The following is a 17,098-nucleotide window of genomic DNA, read 5'->3' as shown; positions in this document are numbered from 1 at the left end:
ATGACCGCACTCGATGGTGCGGCGACCGTGGCCGTGGTCGGCTGCGGCGCCATGGGGGCGGGCATCGCCCAGGTCGCGGCGGCGGCCGGCCACCGCGTGCTGATGGCCGACGCGCGGGCGGGCGCTGCGGCCAAGGCCGTGCAGGGCATCGCCGACGCGCTGGGCAAGCTGGTCGCCAAGGGCAAAATGGCCGAATCCGACCGCACGGCCCTGATTGGCCGCTTGCAGCCGGTGGACGGTCTGGCGGACCTCGCCCCGGCCACGCTGGTCGTCGAGGCCATCGTCGAAGATTTGGAGGTCAAGCGCGCCCTGTTCCGGGAGCTGGAGGGCATCGTGGCGCCGGACGCGATCCTCGCCACCAACACCTCCTCCCTGCCGGTCACAGCCATCGCCGCGCCCCTGTCCCGGCCGGAGCGTTTCGCGGGCCTGCACTTCTTCAACCCGGCACCATTGATGGCGCTGGTGGAGATCGTCAGCGGGCTGGCGACCGACCGCGCCGTGGCCGACACGCTGTTCGCCACGGCCAAGGCCTGGGGCAAGAGCCCGGTTCATTGCCGCTCCACCCCCGGCTTCATCGTCAACCGCGTGGCGCGGCCCTTCTACGCCGAGGGTCTGCGCGCCTTGCAGGAGCGCGCCGCCGACCCGGCGACGCTCGACGCCGTGATGCGGGAGTGCGGCGGCTTCCGCATGGGTCCGTTCGAGCTGATGGACCTGATCGGCCACGACGTGAACTTCGCGGTGACGCGCTCCGTCCACGCCGCCTATTTCGGCGACCCGCGTTTCCAGCCCTCCCTGATCCAGCAGGAGCTGGTGGAGGCCGGGCGGCTCGGCCGCAAGACCGGGCGCGGCTTCTTCGACTACGGCCCCGACGCGGCGAAGCCCACGGCCAAGGACGCTCCGCAATCGCCCCGCCCCTCCGTCGTGTCGGTGGAAGGGCACCTCGGCCCGGCGCACGCGCTGGTGCGGGCGATCCGCGAGGCCGGCATCACCGTGGAAACCCTGCCGGGGCCGCAGCCGACCCGCCCCTTCGGCCGCAACCGCATCGGGCGGCTGGTCGTGGACGGGGTGACGCTGACCCTGACGGACGGGCGCAGCGCAACCCAGCACGCGGCGGAGGTCGGGCGGCAGGACCTCGTTCTGTTCGACCTTGCCCGCGACTACGCCTTCGCCTCGCGCATCGCGATTGCCGTCGCGGACGGGGCCGCGAAGGGGGCGGCGGCCAAGGCGGCGGGGCTGTTCCAGGCGCTGGGCAAGCGCGTGTCGGTGCTGGACGACCTGCCGGGCCTTCTGGTCATGCGGACCGTCGCCATGCTGGCGAACGAGGCCGCCGACGCCGTGCTGCACGGGGTGGCGAGCGCCGCCGACGTCGATACGGCCATGACCCGGGGGGTCAACTACCCGCTCGGCCCGCTCGCCTGGGCGGAGACGGTGGGGCTGGACCTGATCGTCGATGTGCTGGACGCGCTGGCCCACACCTACGGCGAGGACCGTTACCGCGCCTCGGCGCTGCTGCGCCGCAAAGTTTGGGGAGGAACCTTCTTCCATGACTGACAAGAAGAAGCCGCAGGACATCGCCGAAGCGGTCGGCCGGGGCATGTACGAGCGCGACCACTGCGCCATCGCCCACGGCATCGAACTGGCGGAGATCGCGCCGGGCTACGCCCGCATGACCATGACCGTGCGCAAGGACATGGTGAACGGCCACGACATCTGTCACGGCGGCATGACCTTCACGCTGGCCGACACCGCCTTCGCCTACGCCTGCAACGCCGGCAACGAGGTCACCGTGGCGGCGGCCTGCTCCATCGTCTTCCCCGCCCCGGCGAAGCTCGGCGACGTGCTGACGGCCGAATGCCGCGAGGTGCACCGGCGCGGCCGCAACGGCGTCTACGACACCACCGTCACCAACCAGGACGGCGTGGTGGTGGGCATCTTCCGCGGGCAGTCGTCGCGGATCCAGGGGGAGGTGGTGGCGCTGTAGGCGTGCATTTGCCCCCTCCCCAACCCTCCCCCGCTACGCGGGAGAGGGGGCTTGTGCGAAGCGGCGGCAGTCCCCTCCACCGCCAACGGCGGGGGAGGGTTAGGGAGGGGGCCTCAAAAACAAGAAATTCCGGGAGGAACCATGACCGAAGCCTATCTCTGCGACGCGGTTCGCACGCCCTTCGGGCGCTACGGCGGGGCGCTGGCGGCGGTGCGGGCGGACGATCTGGCCGCCGTGCCGCTGCGGGCGCTGATGGAGCGCAATCCGGGCGTGGACTGGGCGGCGCTGGACGACGTGATCCTCGGCTGCGCCAACCAGGCGGGGGAGGACAACCGCAACGTCGCCCGCATGGCGTCCCTGCTGGCGGGCCTTCCTGTGGAGGTGCCGGGCACGACCGTCAACCGGCTCTGCGGCTCCGGCCTCGACGCGCTGGGCACGGCGGCGCGCGCCATCAAGGCGGGGGAGGCGGACCTGATGATCGCCGGCGGGGTGGAGAGCATGACCCGCGCCCCCTTCGTCATGGGCAAGGCCGACAGCGCCTTCTCCCGCGACGCGCAGGTCTACGACACGACCATCGGCTGGCGCTTCGTGAACGCGCGGATGAAGGCCGCCCACGGCATCGACTCCATGCCGGAAACGGCGGAGAACGTCGCCGCCGACTATGGGATCAACCGCGCCGACCAGGACGCCTTCGCGCTGCGCAGCCAGCAGCGCGCCGCGCGCGCCCAGGAGTCCGGCCGTCTGGCGCTGGAGATCGTCCCCGTGACCATCCCCCAGCGCAAGGGCGAGCCGAAGATCGTCGACCGGGACGAGCACCTGCGCCGCGACACGACGCTGGAGGCGCTGGCGAAGCTCTCCACCCCCTTCCGGAAGGAGGGCGGGACGGTCACCGCCGGCAACGCGTCGGGCGTCAACGACGGGGCGGGCGCCCTGCTGGTCGCCTCCGCATCGGCGGTGCGCAAGTACGGCCTGACCCCGCGCGCGCGGATCACCGGCCTTGCCACGGCGGGCGTGCCGCCGCGCGTCATGGGCATCGGGCCGGCCCCGGCCTCGCAGAAGCTGCTGGCGCGGCTGGGCCTGACCATCGCCGACCTGGACGTGGTGGAGCTGAACGAGGCCTTCGCGGCGCAGGCGCTGGCCGTGCTGCGGCTGCTCGGCCTGCCGGACGATGCGGAGCATGTGAACCCGCAGGGCGGGGCCATCGCGCTCGGCCACCCGCTGGGGGCATCGGGCGCCCGGCTGGCCGGCACCGCCCTGATCGAGCTGGAACAGCGTGGGGCTCGCCGCGCGCTGTGCACCATGTGCATCGGGGTGGGGCAGGGTATCGCATTGATGCTGGAGCGCGCGTGAACGAGTGCCTACATTGTTGCATCTGAATCAATACGCGCGGCCAACAAAATAACAACAGGCCGAAGCGCATCTTTGGGGAGAGAACGCCATGCTGATCCTGAACAAGCCGCTTCAGCACGAACTCGACCATTACGAGACGGCCAGCCGGGACGAGATCACGGCCATGCAGGTCTCGCGGCTGAAGTGGTCGCTCCAGCACACCTACGCGAACGTCGCCCACTTCCGCGCCAAGTGCCAGAAGAAGGGCGTCACCCCCGCCGACTTCAAGGAGCTGAAGGACCTGGCGCTCTTCCCCTTCACGGTGAAGGACGACCTGCGCCAGACCTACCCCTTCGGCCTGTTCGCCGTGCCGATGACGGAGCTGGTGCGCCTGCACGCCTCCAGCGGCACGACCGGCAAGCCGACGGTGGTCGGCTACACCGAGGCGGACATCCACAACTGGGCCGACCTCGTGGCGCGCTCCATCCGCGCGGCCGGCGGGCGGCGCGGCGACCGGGTGCATGTGTCCTACGGCTACGGCCTGTTCACCGGCGGCCTCGGCGCGCATTACGGGGCGGAGCGGCTGGGCTGCACCGTCATCCCCATGGGCGGCGGCCAGACGGAGCGGCAGGTCCAGCTGATCCGCGATTTCGAGCCGAACATCATCATGGTCACCCCCTCCTACATGCTGAACATCGCGGAGGAGATGGAGCGGCAGGGGCTGAAGACATGGCAGACCTCGCTCCGCGTCGGCATCTTCGGCGCCGAGCCCTGGACCAACGCCATGCGCGGAGAGATCGAGCAGAAGTTCGGCATCGACGCCGTGGACATCTATGGCCTGTCGGAAATCATGGGTCCCGGCGTCGCCAGCGAATGCGTGGAGACCAAGGACGGCCCGGTCATCTGGGAAGACCACTTCTACCCGGAGATCATCAACCCCGAGACGGGCGAGGTGCTGCCGGACGGCGAATACGGCGAACTGGTCTTCACCACCCTGACCAAGGAAGGCCTGCCGATGATCCGCTACCGCACGCGCGACCTGACGCGGCTGCTGCCGCCGACCTCGCGCTCCATGCGGCGCATCGACAAGATCACCGGCCGGTCGGACGACATGCTCATCATCCGCGGCGTGAACGTCTTCCCCACCCAGATCGAAGAGCTGATCTGCAAGGAACCGATGTTCGCCCCGCATTACGAGCTGGTCGTCTCCCGCGACGGCCACATGGACAACCTCGCCGTCCGTGTGGAGGTGTCGCCGAACTACGCCGCGGACGACCGGAAGGCCTTCGGCAAGCACATGCAACACCGCATCAAGTCGCTGATCGGCATCACCACGGCGGTCGAGGTGGTGGACCCCCACACGCTGGAACGCTCGCAAGGCAAGGCGAAGCGCGTGCGGGACTTGCGGCCGAAGGGGTGAGACTGCGATTGCCCCCTCCCTAACCCTCCCCCGCTACCGCGGTGGAGGGGATTTTCTCCCTCTCCCGCGCAGCGGGGGAGGGTCGGGGAGGGGGTAAAAGCCCTTCCCCAAAAGGACTTTTCCGTTTGAAAAGTATCATTTGCAACTGTATCATACGAAACAAATAAAGAATCACTCATACAAAGAAACACCGGGGGAAACGCACATGCACGCCACCTACGCCTACCCCAAATTCCCATACATCCCGTCCGAAGAACAGCGCACCGGCACGGTGAGGCGCCATCCCGTCGTCGTGGTCGGCGCCGGGCCGGTCGGGCTGACGGCGGCCATCGACTTGGCACAGAAGGGCGTGCCGGTCGTCGTGCTGGACGAGGACGACACGGTCAGCATCGGCAGCCGCGCCGTCTGCTACGCCAAGCGCGCGCTGGAGGTGTGGGACCGGCTGGGCGCCGCGCAGCGCATGATCGACAAGGGCGTGGTCTGGAAGATCGGCAAGGTCTTCCACGGCGACCGCCAAGTCTACCAATTCGACCTGCTCCCCGAACCGGACCACAAGATCCCGGCCTTCATCAACCTCCAGCAATACTACCTCGAAGAATACCTGCTGGACGGGGCGACGAAGACCGACCGCGTGGACCTGCGCTGGAAGTCGCGCGTGCTGTCGGTCAAACAGCAGGACGACCATGTCGTCCTCCAGGTCGAAACGCCGGACGGCGTCTACGCGCTGGAAGCGGAATGGGTGATCGCCTGCGACGGGGCCAAGTCCTCCATCCGCAAGATGCTGAACCTGGACTTCGTCGGGCAGGTGTTCCAGGACCGCTTCCTGATCGCCGACGTGGTGATGAAGGCCGACTTCCCGGCGGAGCGCTGGTTCTGGTTCGACCCGCCCTTCCACCGCAAGCAATCGACCCTGCTGCACATGCAGGCCGACAACGTCTGGCGCATCGACTTCCAACTGGGCTGGGACGCCGACCCGGAGGAGGAAAAGAAACCGGAGCGCGTCATCCCCCGCCTGAAGGCCATGCTGGGCGAGGACACGGAGTTCGAGCTTGAATGGGTGTCCGTCTACACCTTCCAGTGCCGCCGGCTGGAGAACTTCCGCCACGGCCGCGTCTTCTTCGCGGGCGACAGCGCGCATCAGGTCAGCCCCTTCGGTGCGCGCGGCGCCAACTCCGGCGTGCCGGACGCCGACAATCTGGCGTGGAAGCTGAAGCTGGTGCTGGACGGCGTTGCCCCCGAAAGCCTGCTCGACAGCTATTCGGACGAACGCGTGGCGGCGGCCAGGGAGAACCTGCTGAACTCCACCCGCTCCACCGACTTCATCACGCCGAAGAGCGACGTCAGCCGCACCTTCCGCGACGCCGTGCTGAATCTGGCGGGGGAGCATCCCTTCGCCCGCTCCCTGGTCAACTCCGGCCGGCTGTCCACGCCGACCACCTACGCCGACAGCCCGCTGAACACGCCGGACACCGACACCTTCGCGGGCAAGATGGTGCCGGGCGCCCCGGCCATCGACGCGTCGGTGGAGGCTGAAGGGCAGCCGGGCTGGCTGATGGACCGGCTGGGCGGACGCTTCGTGGCGCTCTACGCCGCCGGGTCCGACCCGGTGCCGGCGGAAGTCGCCGACAAGCTCGACGCGCTGGCGCGGGGGCCGATCCCCTTCGCGTGGTACGCCGTCACCGACCGCCGCCGCGAAGCCCTGCCGAACGAACTGCTGGACGTGAACGGCCGCTTTCGGGAGCGCTACGACGCCACCCCCGGCACGCTTTACCTGATCCGCCCGGACCAGCACGTCGCCGCCCGCTGGCGGTCCTTCGACGCCGACAAACTGGCCGCCGCGCTGAACCGCGCCGTCGGCCTTCAATAAGAAGCAACGTTCAGGGAGGAAACCGCCCATGGCCACGCTCGTGACCGACAACCGCCTCGCCAGCCCCGACGACTTCTACGAGGCGCTGATCGACACCCACCGCGACCTGACCGCCGAGCAGAGCAGCATGGTCAACGCCAAGCTGGTCCTGCTGCTCGCCAACCACATCGGCGACATGGAGGTGCTGACGGAAGCCCTGGCGCTCGCCCGCAAGGGCGTGTGAGCGAAGCCCCTTGCCCCCTCCCCAACCCTCCCCCGCTGCGCGGGAGAGGGGGCTTGAGCGGTGTGGCGGCAGCCCCCTCCACCGCCGAAGGCGGGGGAGGGTTGGGGAGGGGGCCGGCGTTACGCCGCCTGCACGCTGTTGTCCTTGCGCCGCGACAACTGCAACTGCCCGTCCAGGCACTTCACGTAGGTGGTCTTGCCGGCCTTTAGGTTGTCGCAGATGGTGACGAGCGCGCGGGGGATCGCCGCGAACTCCTTGGAGCCGCGCGACTGCGTGTTGTAGGCGGCGAGGTGCTGGCGCAACGCCTCTTTCGACACCGGCTTACCGTCGTTCCCGATCATGATGCTCCCCGCGCGTGGTCGTGGAACGACGCTACGCGCTGAAGGGGTACGGACTCAACCGTCCTTCTGTTCGGGGGACTTCTGTTCGGGAGCATCCGCCGGCTTTCCGCCGTCGCCGGTCCAGTCGTCGGTGATGTATTTCTGGGCTTCGCTGATCTTCTCGATCTCGGCGCGGCTGGGCGGCTTCGGCACATGCGCCTGCCCGTTCTCGGGGTTCCGGTCGTCGTCCATCGCGTCCTCCGTTCCGTCGCCAGTGATGTGGAGGACCGGCCGCGCCCGGCAAGCTCCCGGTGGTTCCCACTCCTCCCGTTCTTGATCCGTTTCTGCGGTCCCGCTATTCTGCCCCCATCAAGGACCGAACCGCGCCCGCCCGCGCGGCGCCGTTTGATACGCACACACATCGTTGTGCATCCGATGCACAATGACCGCGTACGAACGGATCACAGCAAACCCTTGCGGGCGCTCACGAAACGGCCGTTTTCCGCCATTGTGCAGCGCTCGGGGGCTGCACAATCCGCCCAAGGACGCCCAATCCCGGTCCTGCGCCGATTGCTCCGCCCCGTATGACCCAGGGCTATCGCATTTCAATTCCCTCTCCCCTCCGGGGAGAGGGTTAGGGTGAGGGGGTTGCGTTTATGCCGGACATACCGCCACGCACAACCCCCTCACCGGCCCTCCGGGCCACCCTCTCCCCGGAGGGGAGAGGGCTAAAAGCGCCAAATGCGATAGCCCTGCCGTATGACCGGCGTCCGCTTGACAGAGTGTCCCGCGCAGCCGGATCATCCCTGCGGCACGACTAAAGGATTCCAATCGCAAAGAGAATTCGCAGGGAGCACGGAGACCATGAACACGCTCGCTCGCCGCCTGATCGGCGCGGCCGTACTTTCGCTCGCCACCGCAGCCACCCCGGTCCTGGCGGAAACGCCGAAGGACACCTTCGTGATGGCCTGGCAGTTCGATGACATCGTGACGCTCGACCCCGGCGAGATCTTCGAGCTGTCGGGGGCGGAGTACGGCGCGCAGGTCTACGACCGGCTGATCCGCTTCGACGTCAACGACGTCAGCAAGATCGACGGGCAAGTGGCGGAAAGCTGGACCGTGTCCGACGACGGCCGGACCTTCACCTTCAAGATTCGCGACGGGATCAAGTTCCACTCCGGCAACCCGCTGACGGCGGAGGATGTGGCGTATTCCTTCCAGCGCGCTGTGAAGATGAACAAGGGGCCGGCCTTCATCCTGACCCAGTTCGGGCTGACGCCGGAGAATGTCGACCAGAAGGTCCGCGCCACCGACCCGCGCACCCTGGTGTTCGAGACGGACAAGACCTACGCCCCGACCTTCGTGCTCTACTGCCTGACCGCCGACGTGAGCAGCGTGGTCGATTCGAAGCTGGTCAAGAGCAAGGAGGTCAACGGCGACTTCGGCAACGCCTTCCTGAAGACCGCCTCCGCCGGCTCCGGCCCCTTCATCCTGAAGCAGTGGAAGGCGAGCGAGCTGCTGTCCTTCGACGCCAACCCCAACTACTGGGGCGGCGCGCCGACCGTGAAGCGCGTGCTGGTCCGCCACATCGCGGAGCCGGCGACCCAGCGCCTGCTGCTGGAAAAGGGTGACGTGGACGTGGCCCGCAACCTGAAGCCGGAGCAGTTCGAACCCCTGCGCGGCAACGACAAGATCCGCATCGTGCAGGCGCCGAAGGGCACGCTCTACTACTTCGGCCTGAACCAGAAGAACGAGATCCTGGCCAAGCCCGAGGTGCGCAAGGCCATCAAGTACCTCGTCGATTACGACGGCATGGCGAAGACCATCATGAACGGCCTCGGCACCGTGCATCAGGCCTTCCTGCCCAAGGGATTCCTCGGCGCGCTGGACGACAACCCCTACAAGTACGACCCCGCCAAGGCCAAGGAACTGCTGAAGCAGGCCGGCTATCCGGACGGCTTCAGCATCACCATGGACGTCCGCAACACCTCCCCCAGCATGGACATGGCCCAGGCCATCCAGGGCAGCGCGGCGGCGGCCGGGGTGAAGATCAACCTGCTGCCGGCGGACGGCAAGCAGGTCGTCACCAAATACCGCGCCCGCAACCACGACATGCTGCTGTACCAGTGGGGTGCGGACTACCAGGACCCGCACACCAACGCCGACACCTTCGCCGCCAACCCGGACAACGCCGACAACGCCAAGGCCAAGCCGCTGACCTGGCGCAACGCCTGGAACATCCCGGATCTGACCAAGAAGACCGAAGCCGCCGTGCAGGAGCGCGACACCGCCAAGCGCGCTGCGATGTACCAGGAGCTTCAGCGCGAGGTGCTGGACACCTCCCCCTTCGTGATCATGTTCCAGCAGACCGAAGTGATCGCGGAGCGCAGCAACGTCCAGGGCCTGGTGTGGGGGCCGAGCTTCGACAGCAACTACTACTGGAAGGTCAGCAAGAAGTAACCGTCTGTCCTCGTCCTCCCTTCAATCCCCTCTCCCCTCCGGGGCGCGGAACCGACGGCGAAGCCGGACAGGCGCCGAAGGCGACTGTAGGTGAAGCGTGGTCGCGAGACTTGCGAGCGACCGGGTTAGGGTGAGGGGGATGCGCTTTTGCCGGATGTACCAGGGGGCGCGACCCCCTCACCCCGACCCTCTCCCCAGAGGGGAGAGGGGGATGTGTGCTGGGGAGAGTTGTGGCTGTATTCCTGAAACGCCCGAGCTTGCCGGGCCGGCGACATGTGGTGCGGGGGACGGGGCTGCTCGTCTCCGTCGCGCTGACCTTTCTCGGGCTGCTGCTCGTCACCTTCCTGATCGGGCGGGTGGTGCCGATCGACCCGGTGCTGGCGGTGGTCGGCGACCGCGTGTCCGCCGACACCTACGCCCGCGTCCGGCAGGAGCTGGGGCTGGACCTGCCGCTGTGGCGGCAGTTCCTGCGCTATGTCGGGGACGTGCTTCAGGGCGATTTCGGCACGTCGGTGCTGACCTCCCGCCCGGTGCTGGAGGACATCCTGCGCGTCTTCCCGGCGACGCTGGAGCTTGCCACGGCGGCGGTCGTCGTCGGCGTGCTGCTGGGCGTGCCGGCGGGGGTGCTGGCGGCGGTCAACCGGGGGCGCTGGCCGGACCATCTGATCCGGGTGATCGGGCTGATCGGCCATTCCATCCCCGTCTTCTGGCTGGGGCTGATGGCCCTGCTGGTCTTCTACGCAAGGCTGGAGATCGCGCCGGGGCCGGGGCGGGTGGATGTGTTCTATGAAGGGCTGGTCGATCCGGTCACCGGCATCATCACGGTCGACGCGCTGCTGGCCGGCGAGACGGAGGTGTTCTGGAACGCGCTGGCCCACCTCGTCCTGCCTGCGGGGATCCTGGGCCTCTACAGCGTTGCCTACATCGCCCGCATGACGCGCAGTTTCATGCTGGACCAGCTTCGCCAGGAATACATCACCACCGCCCGCGTGAAGGGCCTGTCGGAGGCGCGGGTGATCTGGCGCCACGCGCTGGGCAACATCGCCGTGCCGCTGATCACGGTGGTGGCCCTGTCCTACGCCGGCCTGCTGGAGGGATCGGTGCTGACGGAGACGGTGTTCGCCTGGCCGGGGCTGGGGCTGTACATCACCAACTCGCTGCTCAGCGCCGACATGAACGCCGTGCTGGGCGGCACGCTGGTGGTGGGGGCGGTCTTCATCGGCCTGAACCTGCTGTCCGACCTGCTGTACCGACTTCTCGACCCGAGGGCGCGATGACGACCGCGCGCGCGTGGCTGACGACCGAAACCCCGCATTCCCGCGCGCAGGCGCGGCTGGGGCGGATCTATCTCGGCTGGCTGACCTTTTCCCGCAACACACTCGCCATGATCGGGCTGGGCATCGTGCTGCTGCTGGTGGTCCTGGCGGCGCTGGCCCCGCTGCTGGCGCCGTTCGATCCCTACACGCAGGACCTCGGCAACCGGCTGATGCCGCCGGGCGGCCTGCACTGGCTGGGCACCGACGCCTTCGGGCGGGACATCCTGTCGCGCATCCTCTATGGGTCGCGGCTGACGCTGATGATCGTGGCGCTGGTCGCGGTGACGGCGCCGGTGGCCGGGCTGCTGATCGGGACGGCCGCCGGCTATCTCGGCGGCTGGGTGGACGCGGTGCTGATGCGCGTGACCGACGTGTTCCTGGCCTTCCCGAAACTGATCCTGGCGCTGGCCTTCGTCTCCGCGCTGGGGCCGGGGATCGAGAACGCGATCATCGCCATCGCCATCACCTCCTGGCCGCCCTACGCCCGCATCGCGCGGGCCGAGACCATCACCATCCGCCGCAGCGACTTCATCAGCGCCGTGCGGCTGCAAGGGGCCTCGCGGGTCCGGATCATTCTGGGCCATGTGGTGCCGCTGTGCAGCTCCTCCCTGATCGTGCGGGTGACGCTGGACATGGCGGGGATCATCCTGACGGCGGCGGGGCTGGGCTTCCTCGGCCTCGGCGCGCAGCCGCCGGCGCCGGAGTGGGGCGCCATGATCGCCACCGGCCGCCAATATGTGCTGGAGCAGTGGTGGGTCGCCACCATGCCGGGCATCGCCATCTTCGTGGTCAGCCTGGGCTTCAACCTGCTGGGCGACGGCCTGCGCGACGTGCTGGACCCGAAGGCATGACGGACGATCGGCCATTGCTGGAGGTCGAGAACCTCCGCATCTCATTCCCGACCCGGACGGGGATGATGCAGGCGGTGCGCGGCGTCTCCTTCACCGTGGGGCGGGAGAAGCTGGGCATCGTCGGCGAGTCCGGCTCCGGCAAGTCGATGACCGGGCGCGCCATCCTGCGGCTGGTGCCCGCGCCGGGCCTCGTCACCGCCGACCGGCTGAGCTTCCAGGGCGAAGACCTGCTGGCCGCGTCGGACAAGCGCCTGCGCGACATCCGGGGCCGGCGCATCTCCATGGTCATGCAGGACCCCAAATTCTCGCTGAACCCGGTGATGACCGTGGGCCGGCAGATCGCGGAGGCCTACCGCGTCCACACCAGGGCCGGCAAGGCGGAGGCCCGGCAGCGCGCCCTGGAGATGCTGGAGGCCGTGCGCATCCGCAACCCGGAGCGCGTCTACGACCTCTACCCGCACGAGGTGTCGGGCGGCATGGGCCAGCGCATCATGATCGCCATGATGCTGATCCCCAACCCCGACCTGCTGATCGCCGATGAGCCGACCTCCGCGCTCGACGTGACCGTGCAGATGCAGGTGCTGGCCATCATGGACGAGCTGTGCAGCAGCCGTGGGATGGGTTTGATCTTCATCAGCCACGACCTGAACCTCGTGGCCTCCTTCTGCGACCGCATTCTGATCATGTACGCCGGCCGCGTGGTGGAAACCTGCCGCGCATCGGAGCTGCACAACGCCAAGCACCCTTACACGCGCGGCCTCCTCGACAGCCTGCCCCGCCTGGACGACACGCGGGAGCAGTTGCCGGTGTTGACGCGGGATCCGGCCTGGCTGGAGGATGCATCTCCCTCTCCCCCCTGGGGAGAGGGTCGGGGTGAGGGGGTTGCGCTTCTGCCGGACGTACCAGCGTCGCCGAGACCCCCTCACCCTAACCCTCTCCCCGGAGGGGAGAGGGGACAAGGCGGGGAGGGCGGGCTATGATCGGCGTTCGCGACCTTCGCGTCACCTTCGGCCACGGGGCGGACGCTGTGGTGGCCGTGGACGGCGTGTCCTTCGAGGTGAAGCCGGGGGAGAGCTTTGGGCTGGTGGGCGAGTCCGGCTCAGGAAAATCCACGGTTCTGCGCGCCGTCGTCGGGCTGAACCACGACTGGACCGGCGGCATCACGGTGGACGGCAAGCCGCAAAAGCGGCACCGCGACAAGGGCTTCTTCAAGACCTGCCAAATGGTCTTCCAGGATCCCTACGGCTCGCTCCACCCGCGCCACACCATCGACCGCATCCTGGCGGAGCCCATCGCCATCCACCGGCTGGGCGACGCCGACGCGCGCATCGACCGGGTGCTGCGGGACGTGGGGCTGGGGCCGCAGTTCCGCTTCCGCTACCCGCACCAGCTCTCCGGCGGGCAGCGCCAGCGCGTCGCCATCGCCCGTGCCCTGGTGCTGGAGCCGCGCGTGCTGCTGCTGGACGAGCCGACCTCCGCGCTGGACGTGTCGGTGCAGGCGGAGATCCTGAACCTGCTGAAGCGCCTGCGGGCGGAACACGCGCTGACCTACGTGCTGGTCAGCCACAATCTGGCGGTGGTCGCGGCCATGTGCGACCGGCTGGCGGTGATGAACCGTGGCCGCATCGTGGAGGAGATGGACGTTGCGACCCTGCGCCGGGGCGAGGCGCGGGAGGGCTACACGCAGCAGCTTCTGCGCGCCAGCCTGGGCTACGACCGGGCGGCGGCGGACAGTTTCCGGGATTTCGCGTGAGGGGCGCGCCTCACGCCTTCTCGGCCAGCGTCTGCCCCGGGGAGGACGCGAGCTGGTCGGCCCGGGCCTGAAGCTTCGCCATCAGCCGGTCGAGCTGTTCGGACTCCTCCTCCGTCAGGGCGTCGGTCAGCTGGTTCTCGTAGGCCAGCGCCAGCGGCACGATCTCCGCGTAGATGCCCATGGCCTTCGGCGTCAGCGTCAGCAGCGCCTTGCGCCGGTCGGTGTCGCCCGACTCGCGCAGGATCAGCTCCGAGTCGAGCATGCGGCTGATGGCGCGGCTGACCTGCACCTTGTCCATGGCGGTGCGCCGGGCGATTTCTCCGGCGCTCAGCGTCTCCCCGCTGCCCAGCACGGCGATGACGCGCCATTCCGGGATCGTGATGCCGAACCGCTTCTCGTACAGCTTCGCCACCGTGTGGCTGACCACGTTGGTCAGCACCGACAGCCGGTAGGGCAGGAAGTGCGTCAGGTGCAGCGTCGACACGTCGGGTTCGCTGCCGGAGCGCTTGCGGCGGGGGGAGGCCATGGGTCGTCGCGCCTTGTGGGGAGTCCGTATCTCCATCCTGCGCCACGATTTTCTGCTTGCAACAGTTTCAATTGAAACTAACATAGAGGCCAACGACCAAGCACAAAATTTGATGGGGAGAAGGCCCGTGAAGAACTGGATCTCGTTCCCGCGCGTGGAGGGCACCGCCACCCGCCAAGCCCACGTCCGCCTGCCCGCCGGCACCTTTGAACGCGAGATGGGGCGGGAGGGCTTTTTCGGTCCGGCGACCCAGATGCACCACGCCCACCCGCCCACCGGCTGGACGCACTTCGACGGAGACCTGCGGCCCCGCGCCTTCGACCTGACCCGGTCGGAACAGGTGACCGACTGCCCGCTGGAAGCCCTGCGCCTGATGGGCAACGGGGCGACGCAGATGCGGCTGTGGCGCTTCAGCGGCCGGATGGAGCATCTGGTGCGCAACGCCGATGGCGACGACCTGCTGTTCTTCCACCAGGGCGGCGGGCATCTCTTCTGCGACTACGGCCATCTGGAGGTGCGCGAGGGCGACTATGTGGTCCTGCCGCGCAACACCGCCTGGCGGCTGGAGGCGGACGAGCCCGTCACCGCCCTGATGATCGAGGCGACGAACGACGCCTACCAGCTTCCCCACAAGGGTCTGGTCGGCACGCACGCCATCTTCGACCCGGCGATGCTCGATGTGCCTGCCCTGGACGAGGCGTTCCAGGACCAGAAGCACGAGCGCGAAACCGTCGTCCGCATCAAGAAGCGCGGGCGCGTAAATTCCATGGTTTATCCCTTCAACCCGCTGGACGCGGTGGGCTGGCATGGGGACCTGGCCCCGGTCCGCATCAACTGGCGCGACCTGCGGCCCCTGATGAGCCACCGCTACCACCTGCCCCCCAGCGCCCATTGCACCTGGGTGGCCTCCCGCTTCGTGGTCTGCACCTTCGTGCCCCGGCCCATCGAGTCGGACCCGGAGGCGCTGAAGCTGCCCTACTATCACTCGAACGAAGACTATGACGAGGTGCTGTTCTACCACCGCGGCCAGTTCTTCTCGCGCGACAACATCCATCCGGGGATGGTGACCTACCACCCCTCGGGTTTCCCGCACGGCCCGCACCCGAAGGCCTACGAGATCGCCCAGAAGTTCGAGCGGAAGGAGACCGACGAGGTCGCCGTGATGCTCGACACCCGCGACCCGCTGGACGTCTACGAAGGCATGGCCGCCACGGAATGGACAGGCTACGTCGACAGTTGGAAGGCCCGGTAAGGGCAATGGAGAAAACCCTCGCCCATCCCCGATGGGAGAGGGAGGCGGGCGAGGGGTCAAGAAAGGGAGGAGACGGACGGCATGAAGCTGGCAACGCTGAAGGCGGGCGGCCGGGACGGCACGCTCGTGATGGTGTCGAAGGATTTGGCGCGGTGCCGGGCCGTTCCCGGCATCGCCCGGACCTTGCAGGCGGCGCTCGACGACTGGGCGGCGCTGGCCCCCCGGCTGGAGGAGGCGTATCGGGACCTGAACGCGGACGCTCAGGCCGGCGAGCCCTTCGATCCGGCCAAGGCTGCCTCGCCGCTGCCGCGCGCCTACCAGTGGGCGGACGGTTCGGCCTACGTGAACCATGTGGAGCTGGTGCGCAAGGCGCGCGGGGCGGAGATGCCGCCCAGCTTCTGGACCGACCCGCTGATGTACCAGGGCTGCTCCGACGCCTTCCTCGGCCCTCGCGACCCGATCCCGGTGGCGGACGAGGCCTACGGCATCGACTTCGAATCGGAGATCGCCGTCATCACCGACGACGTGCCCATGGGCGTGTCGACGGACCGGGCGCGCGGGCACATCCGGCTGCTGATGCTGGTCAACGACGTCAGCTTGCGCAACCTGATCCCGGCGGAGCTGGCGAAGGGCTTCGGCTTCTTCCAGTCCAAGCCGGCCTCCAGCTTCTCCCCCGTCGCGGTCACGCCGGACGAGCTGGGGGAGGCTTGGGACGGCGGCAAGCTCCATCGCCCGCTGGTCACCCACCGGAACGGGGAGCTGTTCGGCCAACCGGACGCCGGGGTGGACATGACCTTCGACTTCCCGACGCTGGTGGCCCACGCGGCGAAGACGCGCGTGCTGGCGGCGGGCTCCATCATCGGGTCGGGCACCGTGTCCAACAAGCTGGACGGCGGACCGGGCAAGCCGGTGGGGCAGGGCGGCGTCGGCTATTCCTGCATCGCGGAGATCCGCACCATCGAAACCATCCAGCAGGGCAAATCCCAGACCCCCTTCCTGCGCTTCGGCGACCGGGTGCGGATCGAGCTGTTCGACGCGGCCGGCGCGTCCGTCTTCGGCGCCATCGACCAGGAGGTGGTCCGCTACGGAGGACCCGTCCCATGACCGATGCCCTCACCGTCATCAAGACCGAGCACCGCAACCTGATGCGTGTGGTCAACCTCTTCGACGTGGTGCTGCGGGAGGCGGAGCCGGACTTCGCGCTGCTGACCGCCATCGTGGACTATCTCCAGCAGTTCCCGGACACCTACCACCACCCCAAGGAAGACCTCTTCCTGTTCAAGGCCCTGCGCGAACGCGACCCCGATGCCGCCGGCATCCTGGACGAGCTGGAGGCCGAGCACGACCTGTGCCTGAAAGCCACCACCGGCCTGCGCGCCGCCCTGAAGGCCTACAAGACGGGCGCCTCCGGGGGTGCGGCGGCCTTCCGCAAGGCGGCCGAGGAGTACCGTCGGCTGCAACTGCGGCATTTGCAGAAGGAAGAGGGCGTCGTCATGCCCATGGCGAAGCGGGCGCTCCACCCGGAGGACTGGGCGGAGATCAACGCCGCCTTCGCCGACAACAAGGACCCTCTGTTCAGCGACGAGGCGCAGGAGGATTCACGGGCGCTCTACTCGCGCGTGGTGAACCTGGCGCCGGCGCCCTACGGGCTGGCGGACGGGCACTAGAAAAGCGGTTTCCAAGCCAAGCTTTGCCCCCTCCCTAGGGCGTGTCGTCAGTTAGGGGATTCCCAGCGGGCGGAATGCGTGATTCATAGAGCGTCGGCTGACGGGAGGGCCGACCGATGCGACGCTATGCTTT

At 68.4% G+C, this 17,098-nt stretch carries 17 protein-coding genes; 14 read left to right on the top strand and 3 right to left on the bottom strand.

What is annotated here, in order from left to right; translation table 11 throughout:
* The 6 genes from paaH (at position 1) to ACSVC7_RS28695 (ending at position 6,820) form a co-directional block, all read left to right on the top strand.
* On the top strand, positions 1–1,551 hold the full coding sequence (gene paaH / locus ACSVC7_RS28720; RefSeq protein ID WP_448208026.1) for a 3-hydroxyacyl-CoA dehydrogenase PaaH: 1,551 nt from the start codon (positions 1–3) through the stop codon (positions 1,549–1,551).
* The gene (gene paaI, locus ACSVC7_RS28715; RefSeq protein WP_448208025.1) at positions 1,544–1,981 is read left to right on the top strand and encodes a hydroxyphenylacetyl-CoA thioesterase PaaI; all 438 of its coding nucleotides are present in this window, start codon (positions 1,544–1,546) and stop codon (positions 1,979–1,981) included. Before paaH ends, paaI begins: the two co-directional genes overlap by 8 nt.
* 141 nt (positions 1,982–2,122) lie before the next feature.
* On the top strand, positions 2,123–3,331 hold the full coding sequence (gene pcaF / locus ACSVC7_RS28710) for a 3-oxoadipyl-CoA thiolase (protein ID WP_448208024.1): 1,209 nt from the start codon (positions 2,123–2,125) through the stop codon (positions 3,329–3,331).
* An 88-nt stretch (positions 3,332–3,419) separates the two neighbouring features.
* Positions 3,420–4,730: a phenylacetate--CoA ligase PaaK gene (gene paaK, locus ACSVC7_RS28705; protein WP_448208023.1), complete on the top strand. Its 1,311-nt coding sequence runs from the start codon at positions 3,420–3,422 to the stop codon at positions 4,728–4,730.
* 205 nt (positions 4,731–4,935) lie between these two features.
* Entirely contained in the window at positions 4,936–6,597 is a 1,662-nt protein-coding gene (locus ACSVC7_RS28700; RefSeq protein ID WP_448208022.1) for an FAD-dependent oxidoreductase, read from the top strand.
* A gap of 28 nt (positions 6,598–6,625) precedes the next feature.
* Complete coding sequence (locus tag ACSVC7_RS28695; protein WP_448208021.1) at positions 6,626–6,820, top strand: DUF2783 domain-containing protein; 195 nt, start codon at positions 6,626–6,628, stop codon at positions 6,818–6,820.
* Positions 6,821–6,939: 119 nt separating this feature from the next.
* Here ACSVC7_RS28695 and ACSVC7_RS28690 read toward each other — a convergent pair whose 3' ends face one another.
* Both ACSVC7_RS28690 and ACSVC7_RS28685 read right to left on the bottom strand, forming a co-directional pair.
* Positions 6,940–7,161 (bottom strand): hypothetical protein, encoded by a 222-nt coding sequence (locus tag ACSVC7_RS28690; RefSeq protein WP_448208020.1) that lies wholly within the window; start codon positions 7,159–7,161, stop codon positions 6,940–6,942.
* 54 nt (positions 7,162–7,215) lie between these two features.
* On the bottom strand, positions 7,216–7,392 hold the full coding sequence (locus ACSVC7_RS28685; protein ID WP_448208019.1) for a hypothetical protein: 177 nt from the start codon (positions 7,390–7,392) through the stop codon (positions 7,216–7,218).
* Positions 7,393–8,004: 612 nt separating this feature from the next.
* Between ACSVC7_RS28685 and ACSVC7_RS28680 the strand changes: the two genes are divergently transcribed.
* From ACSVC7_RS28680 to ACSVC7_RS28660, 5 genes are all read left to right on the top strand, one after another.
* On the top strand, positions 8,005–9,600 hold the full coding sequence (locus ACSVC7_RS28680; protein WP_448208018.1) for an ABC transporter substrate-binding protein: 1,596 nt from the start codon (positions 8,005–8,007) through the stop codon (positions 9,598–9,600).
* Positions 9,601–9,857: 257 nt separating this feature from the next.
* Complete coding sequence (locus tag ACSVC7_RS28675) at positions 9,858–10,877, top strand: ABC transporter permease (protein WP_448208017.1); 1,020 nt, start codon at positions 9,858–9,860, stop codon at positions 10,875–10,877.
* Entirely contained in the window at positions 10,874–11,767 is an 894-nt protein-coding gene (gene nikC / locus ACSVC7_RS28670) for a nickel transporter permease (RefSeq protein WP_448208016.1), read from the top strand. The genes ACSVC7_RS28675 and nikC overlap by 4 nt, the downstream gene beginning before the upstream one ends.
* Positions 11,764–12,747, top strand: a complete 984-nt coding sequence (locus ACSVC7_RS28665) for an ABC transporter ATP-binding protein (RefSeq protein WP_448208015.1) — start codon at positions 11,764–11,766, stop codon at positions 12,745–12,747. The genes nikC and ACSVC7_RS28665 overlap by 4 nt, the downstream gene beginning before the upstream one ends.
* The gene (locus ACSVC7_RS28660) at positions 12,744–13,520 is read left to right on the top strand and encodes an ABC transporter ATP-binding protein (protein WP_448208014.1); all 777 of its coding nucleotides are present in this window, start codon (positions 12,744–12,746) and stop codon (positions 13,518–13,520) included. The genes ACSVC7_RS28665 and ACSVC7_RS28660 overlap by 4 nt, the downstream gene beginning before the upstream one ends.
* A 10-nt stretch (positions 13,521–13,530) precedes the next feature.
* On the opposite strand, the gene ACSVC7_RS28655 is transcribed toward ACSVC7_RS28660, so the two are convergent.
* The gene (locus ACSVC7_RS28655) at positions 13,531–14,046 is read right to left on the bottom strand and encodes a MarR family winged helix-turn-helix transcriptional regulator (RefSeq protein WP_448208013.1); all 516 of its coding nucleotides are present in this window, start codon (positions 14,044–14,046) and stop codon (positions 13,531–13,533) included.
* A 127-nt stretch (positions 14,047–14,173) separates the two neighbouring features.
* Here ACSVC7_RS28655 and ACSVC7_RS28650 point away from each other — a divergent pair, with 127 nt between their 5' ends.
* From ACSVC7_RS28650 to ACSVC7_RS28640, 3 genes are all read left to right on the top strand, one after another.
* Positions 14,174–15,298 carry a homogentisate 1,2-dioxygenase gene (locus ACSVC7_RS28650; protein ID WP_448208012.1) on the top strand — a complete coding sequence of 375 codons (1,125 nt, stop codon included), beginning with the start codon at positions 14,174–14,176 and terminating at the stop codon, positions 15,296–15,298.
* Positions 15,299–15,379: 81 nt separating this feature from the next.
* A complete protein-coding gene (locus ACSVC7_RS28645) occupies positions 15,380–16,402 on the top strand; it encodes a fumarylacetoacetate hydrolase family protein (RefSeq protein ID WP_448208011.1) in 1,023 nt (340 codons plus the stop codon).
* The gene (locus ACSVC7_RS28640; protein ID WP_448208010.1) at positions 16,399–16,965 is read left to right on the top strand and encodes a hemerythrin domain-containing protein; all 567 of its coding nucleotides are present in this window, start codon (positions 16,399–16,401) and stop codon (positions 16,963–16,965) included. Before ACSVC7_RS28645 ends, ACSVC7_RS28640 begins: the two co-directional genes overlap by 4 nt.
* Positions 16,966–17,098: the final 133 nt, after the last annotated feature.

The sequence above is a fragment of the Azospirillum mesophilum genome, assembly GCF_053470405.2.
The sequence above is the reverse complement of the archived record's forward strand: the minus strand, read 5'-3'. Positions and strand labels throughout refer to the sequence as shown.

Coding starts and splice junctions, on each gene's coding strand:
- paaH (WP_448208026.1), top strand. CDS start 1: ATGACCGCACTCGATGGTGCGGCGACCGTGGCCGTGGTCGGCTGCGGC.
- paaI (WP_448208025.1), top strand. CDS start 1,544: ATGACTGACAAGAAGAAGCCGCAGGACATCGCCGAAGCGGTCGGCCGG.
- pcaF (WP_448208024.1), top strand. CDS start 2,123: ATGACCGAAGCCTATCTCTGCGACGCGGTTCGCACGCCCTTCGGGCGC.
- paaK (WP_448208023.1), top strand. CDS start 3,420: ATGCTGATCCTGAACAAGCCGCTTCAGCACGAACTCGACCATTACGAG.
- ACSVC7_RS28700 (WP_448208022.1), top strand. CDS start 4,936: ATGCACGCCACCTACGCCTACCCCAAATTCCCATACATCCCGTCCGAA.
- ACSVC7_RS28695 (WP_448208021.1), top strand. CDS start 6,626: ATGGCCACGCTCGTGACCGACAACCGCCTCGCCAGCCCCGACGACTTC.
- ACSVC7_RS28690 (WP_448208020.1), bottom strand. CDS start 7,161: ATGATCGGGAACGACGGTAAGCCGGTGTCGAAAGAGGCGTTGCGCCAG.
- ACSVC7_RS28685 (WP_448208019.1), bottom strand. CDS start 7,392: ATGGACGACGACCGGAACCCCGAGAACGGGCAGGCGCATGTGCCGAAG.
- ACSVC7_RS28680 (WP_448208018.1), top strand. CDS start 8,005: ATGAACACGCTCGCTCGCCGCCTGATCGGCGCGGCCGTACTTTCGCTC.
- nikC (WP_448208016.1), top strand. CDS start 10,874: ATGACGACCGCGCGCGCGTGGCTGACGACCGAAACCCCGCATTCCCGC.
- ACSVC7_RS28665 (WP_448208015.1), top strand. CDS start 11,764: ATGACGGACGATCGGCCATTGCTGGAGGTCGAGAACCTCCGCATCTCA.
- ACSVC7_RS28660 (WP_448208014.1), top strand. CDS start 12,744: ATGATCGGCGTTCGCGACCTTCGCGTCACCTTCGGCCACGGGGCGGAC.
- ACSVC7_RS28655 (WP_448208013.1), bottom strand. CDS start 14,046: ATGGCCTCCCCCCGCCGCAAGCGCTCCGGCAGCGAACCCGACGTGTCG.
- ACSVC7_RS28645 (WP_448208011.1), top strand. CDS start 15,380: ATGAAGCTGGCAACGCTGAAGGCGGGCGGCCGGGACGGCACGCTCGTG.
- ACSVC7_RS28640 (WP_448208010.1), top strand. CDS start 16,399: ATGACCGATGCCCTCACCGTCATCAAGACCGAGCACCGCAACCTGATG.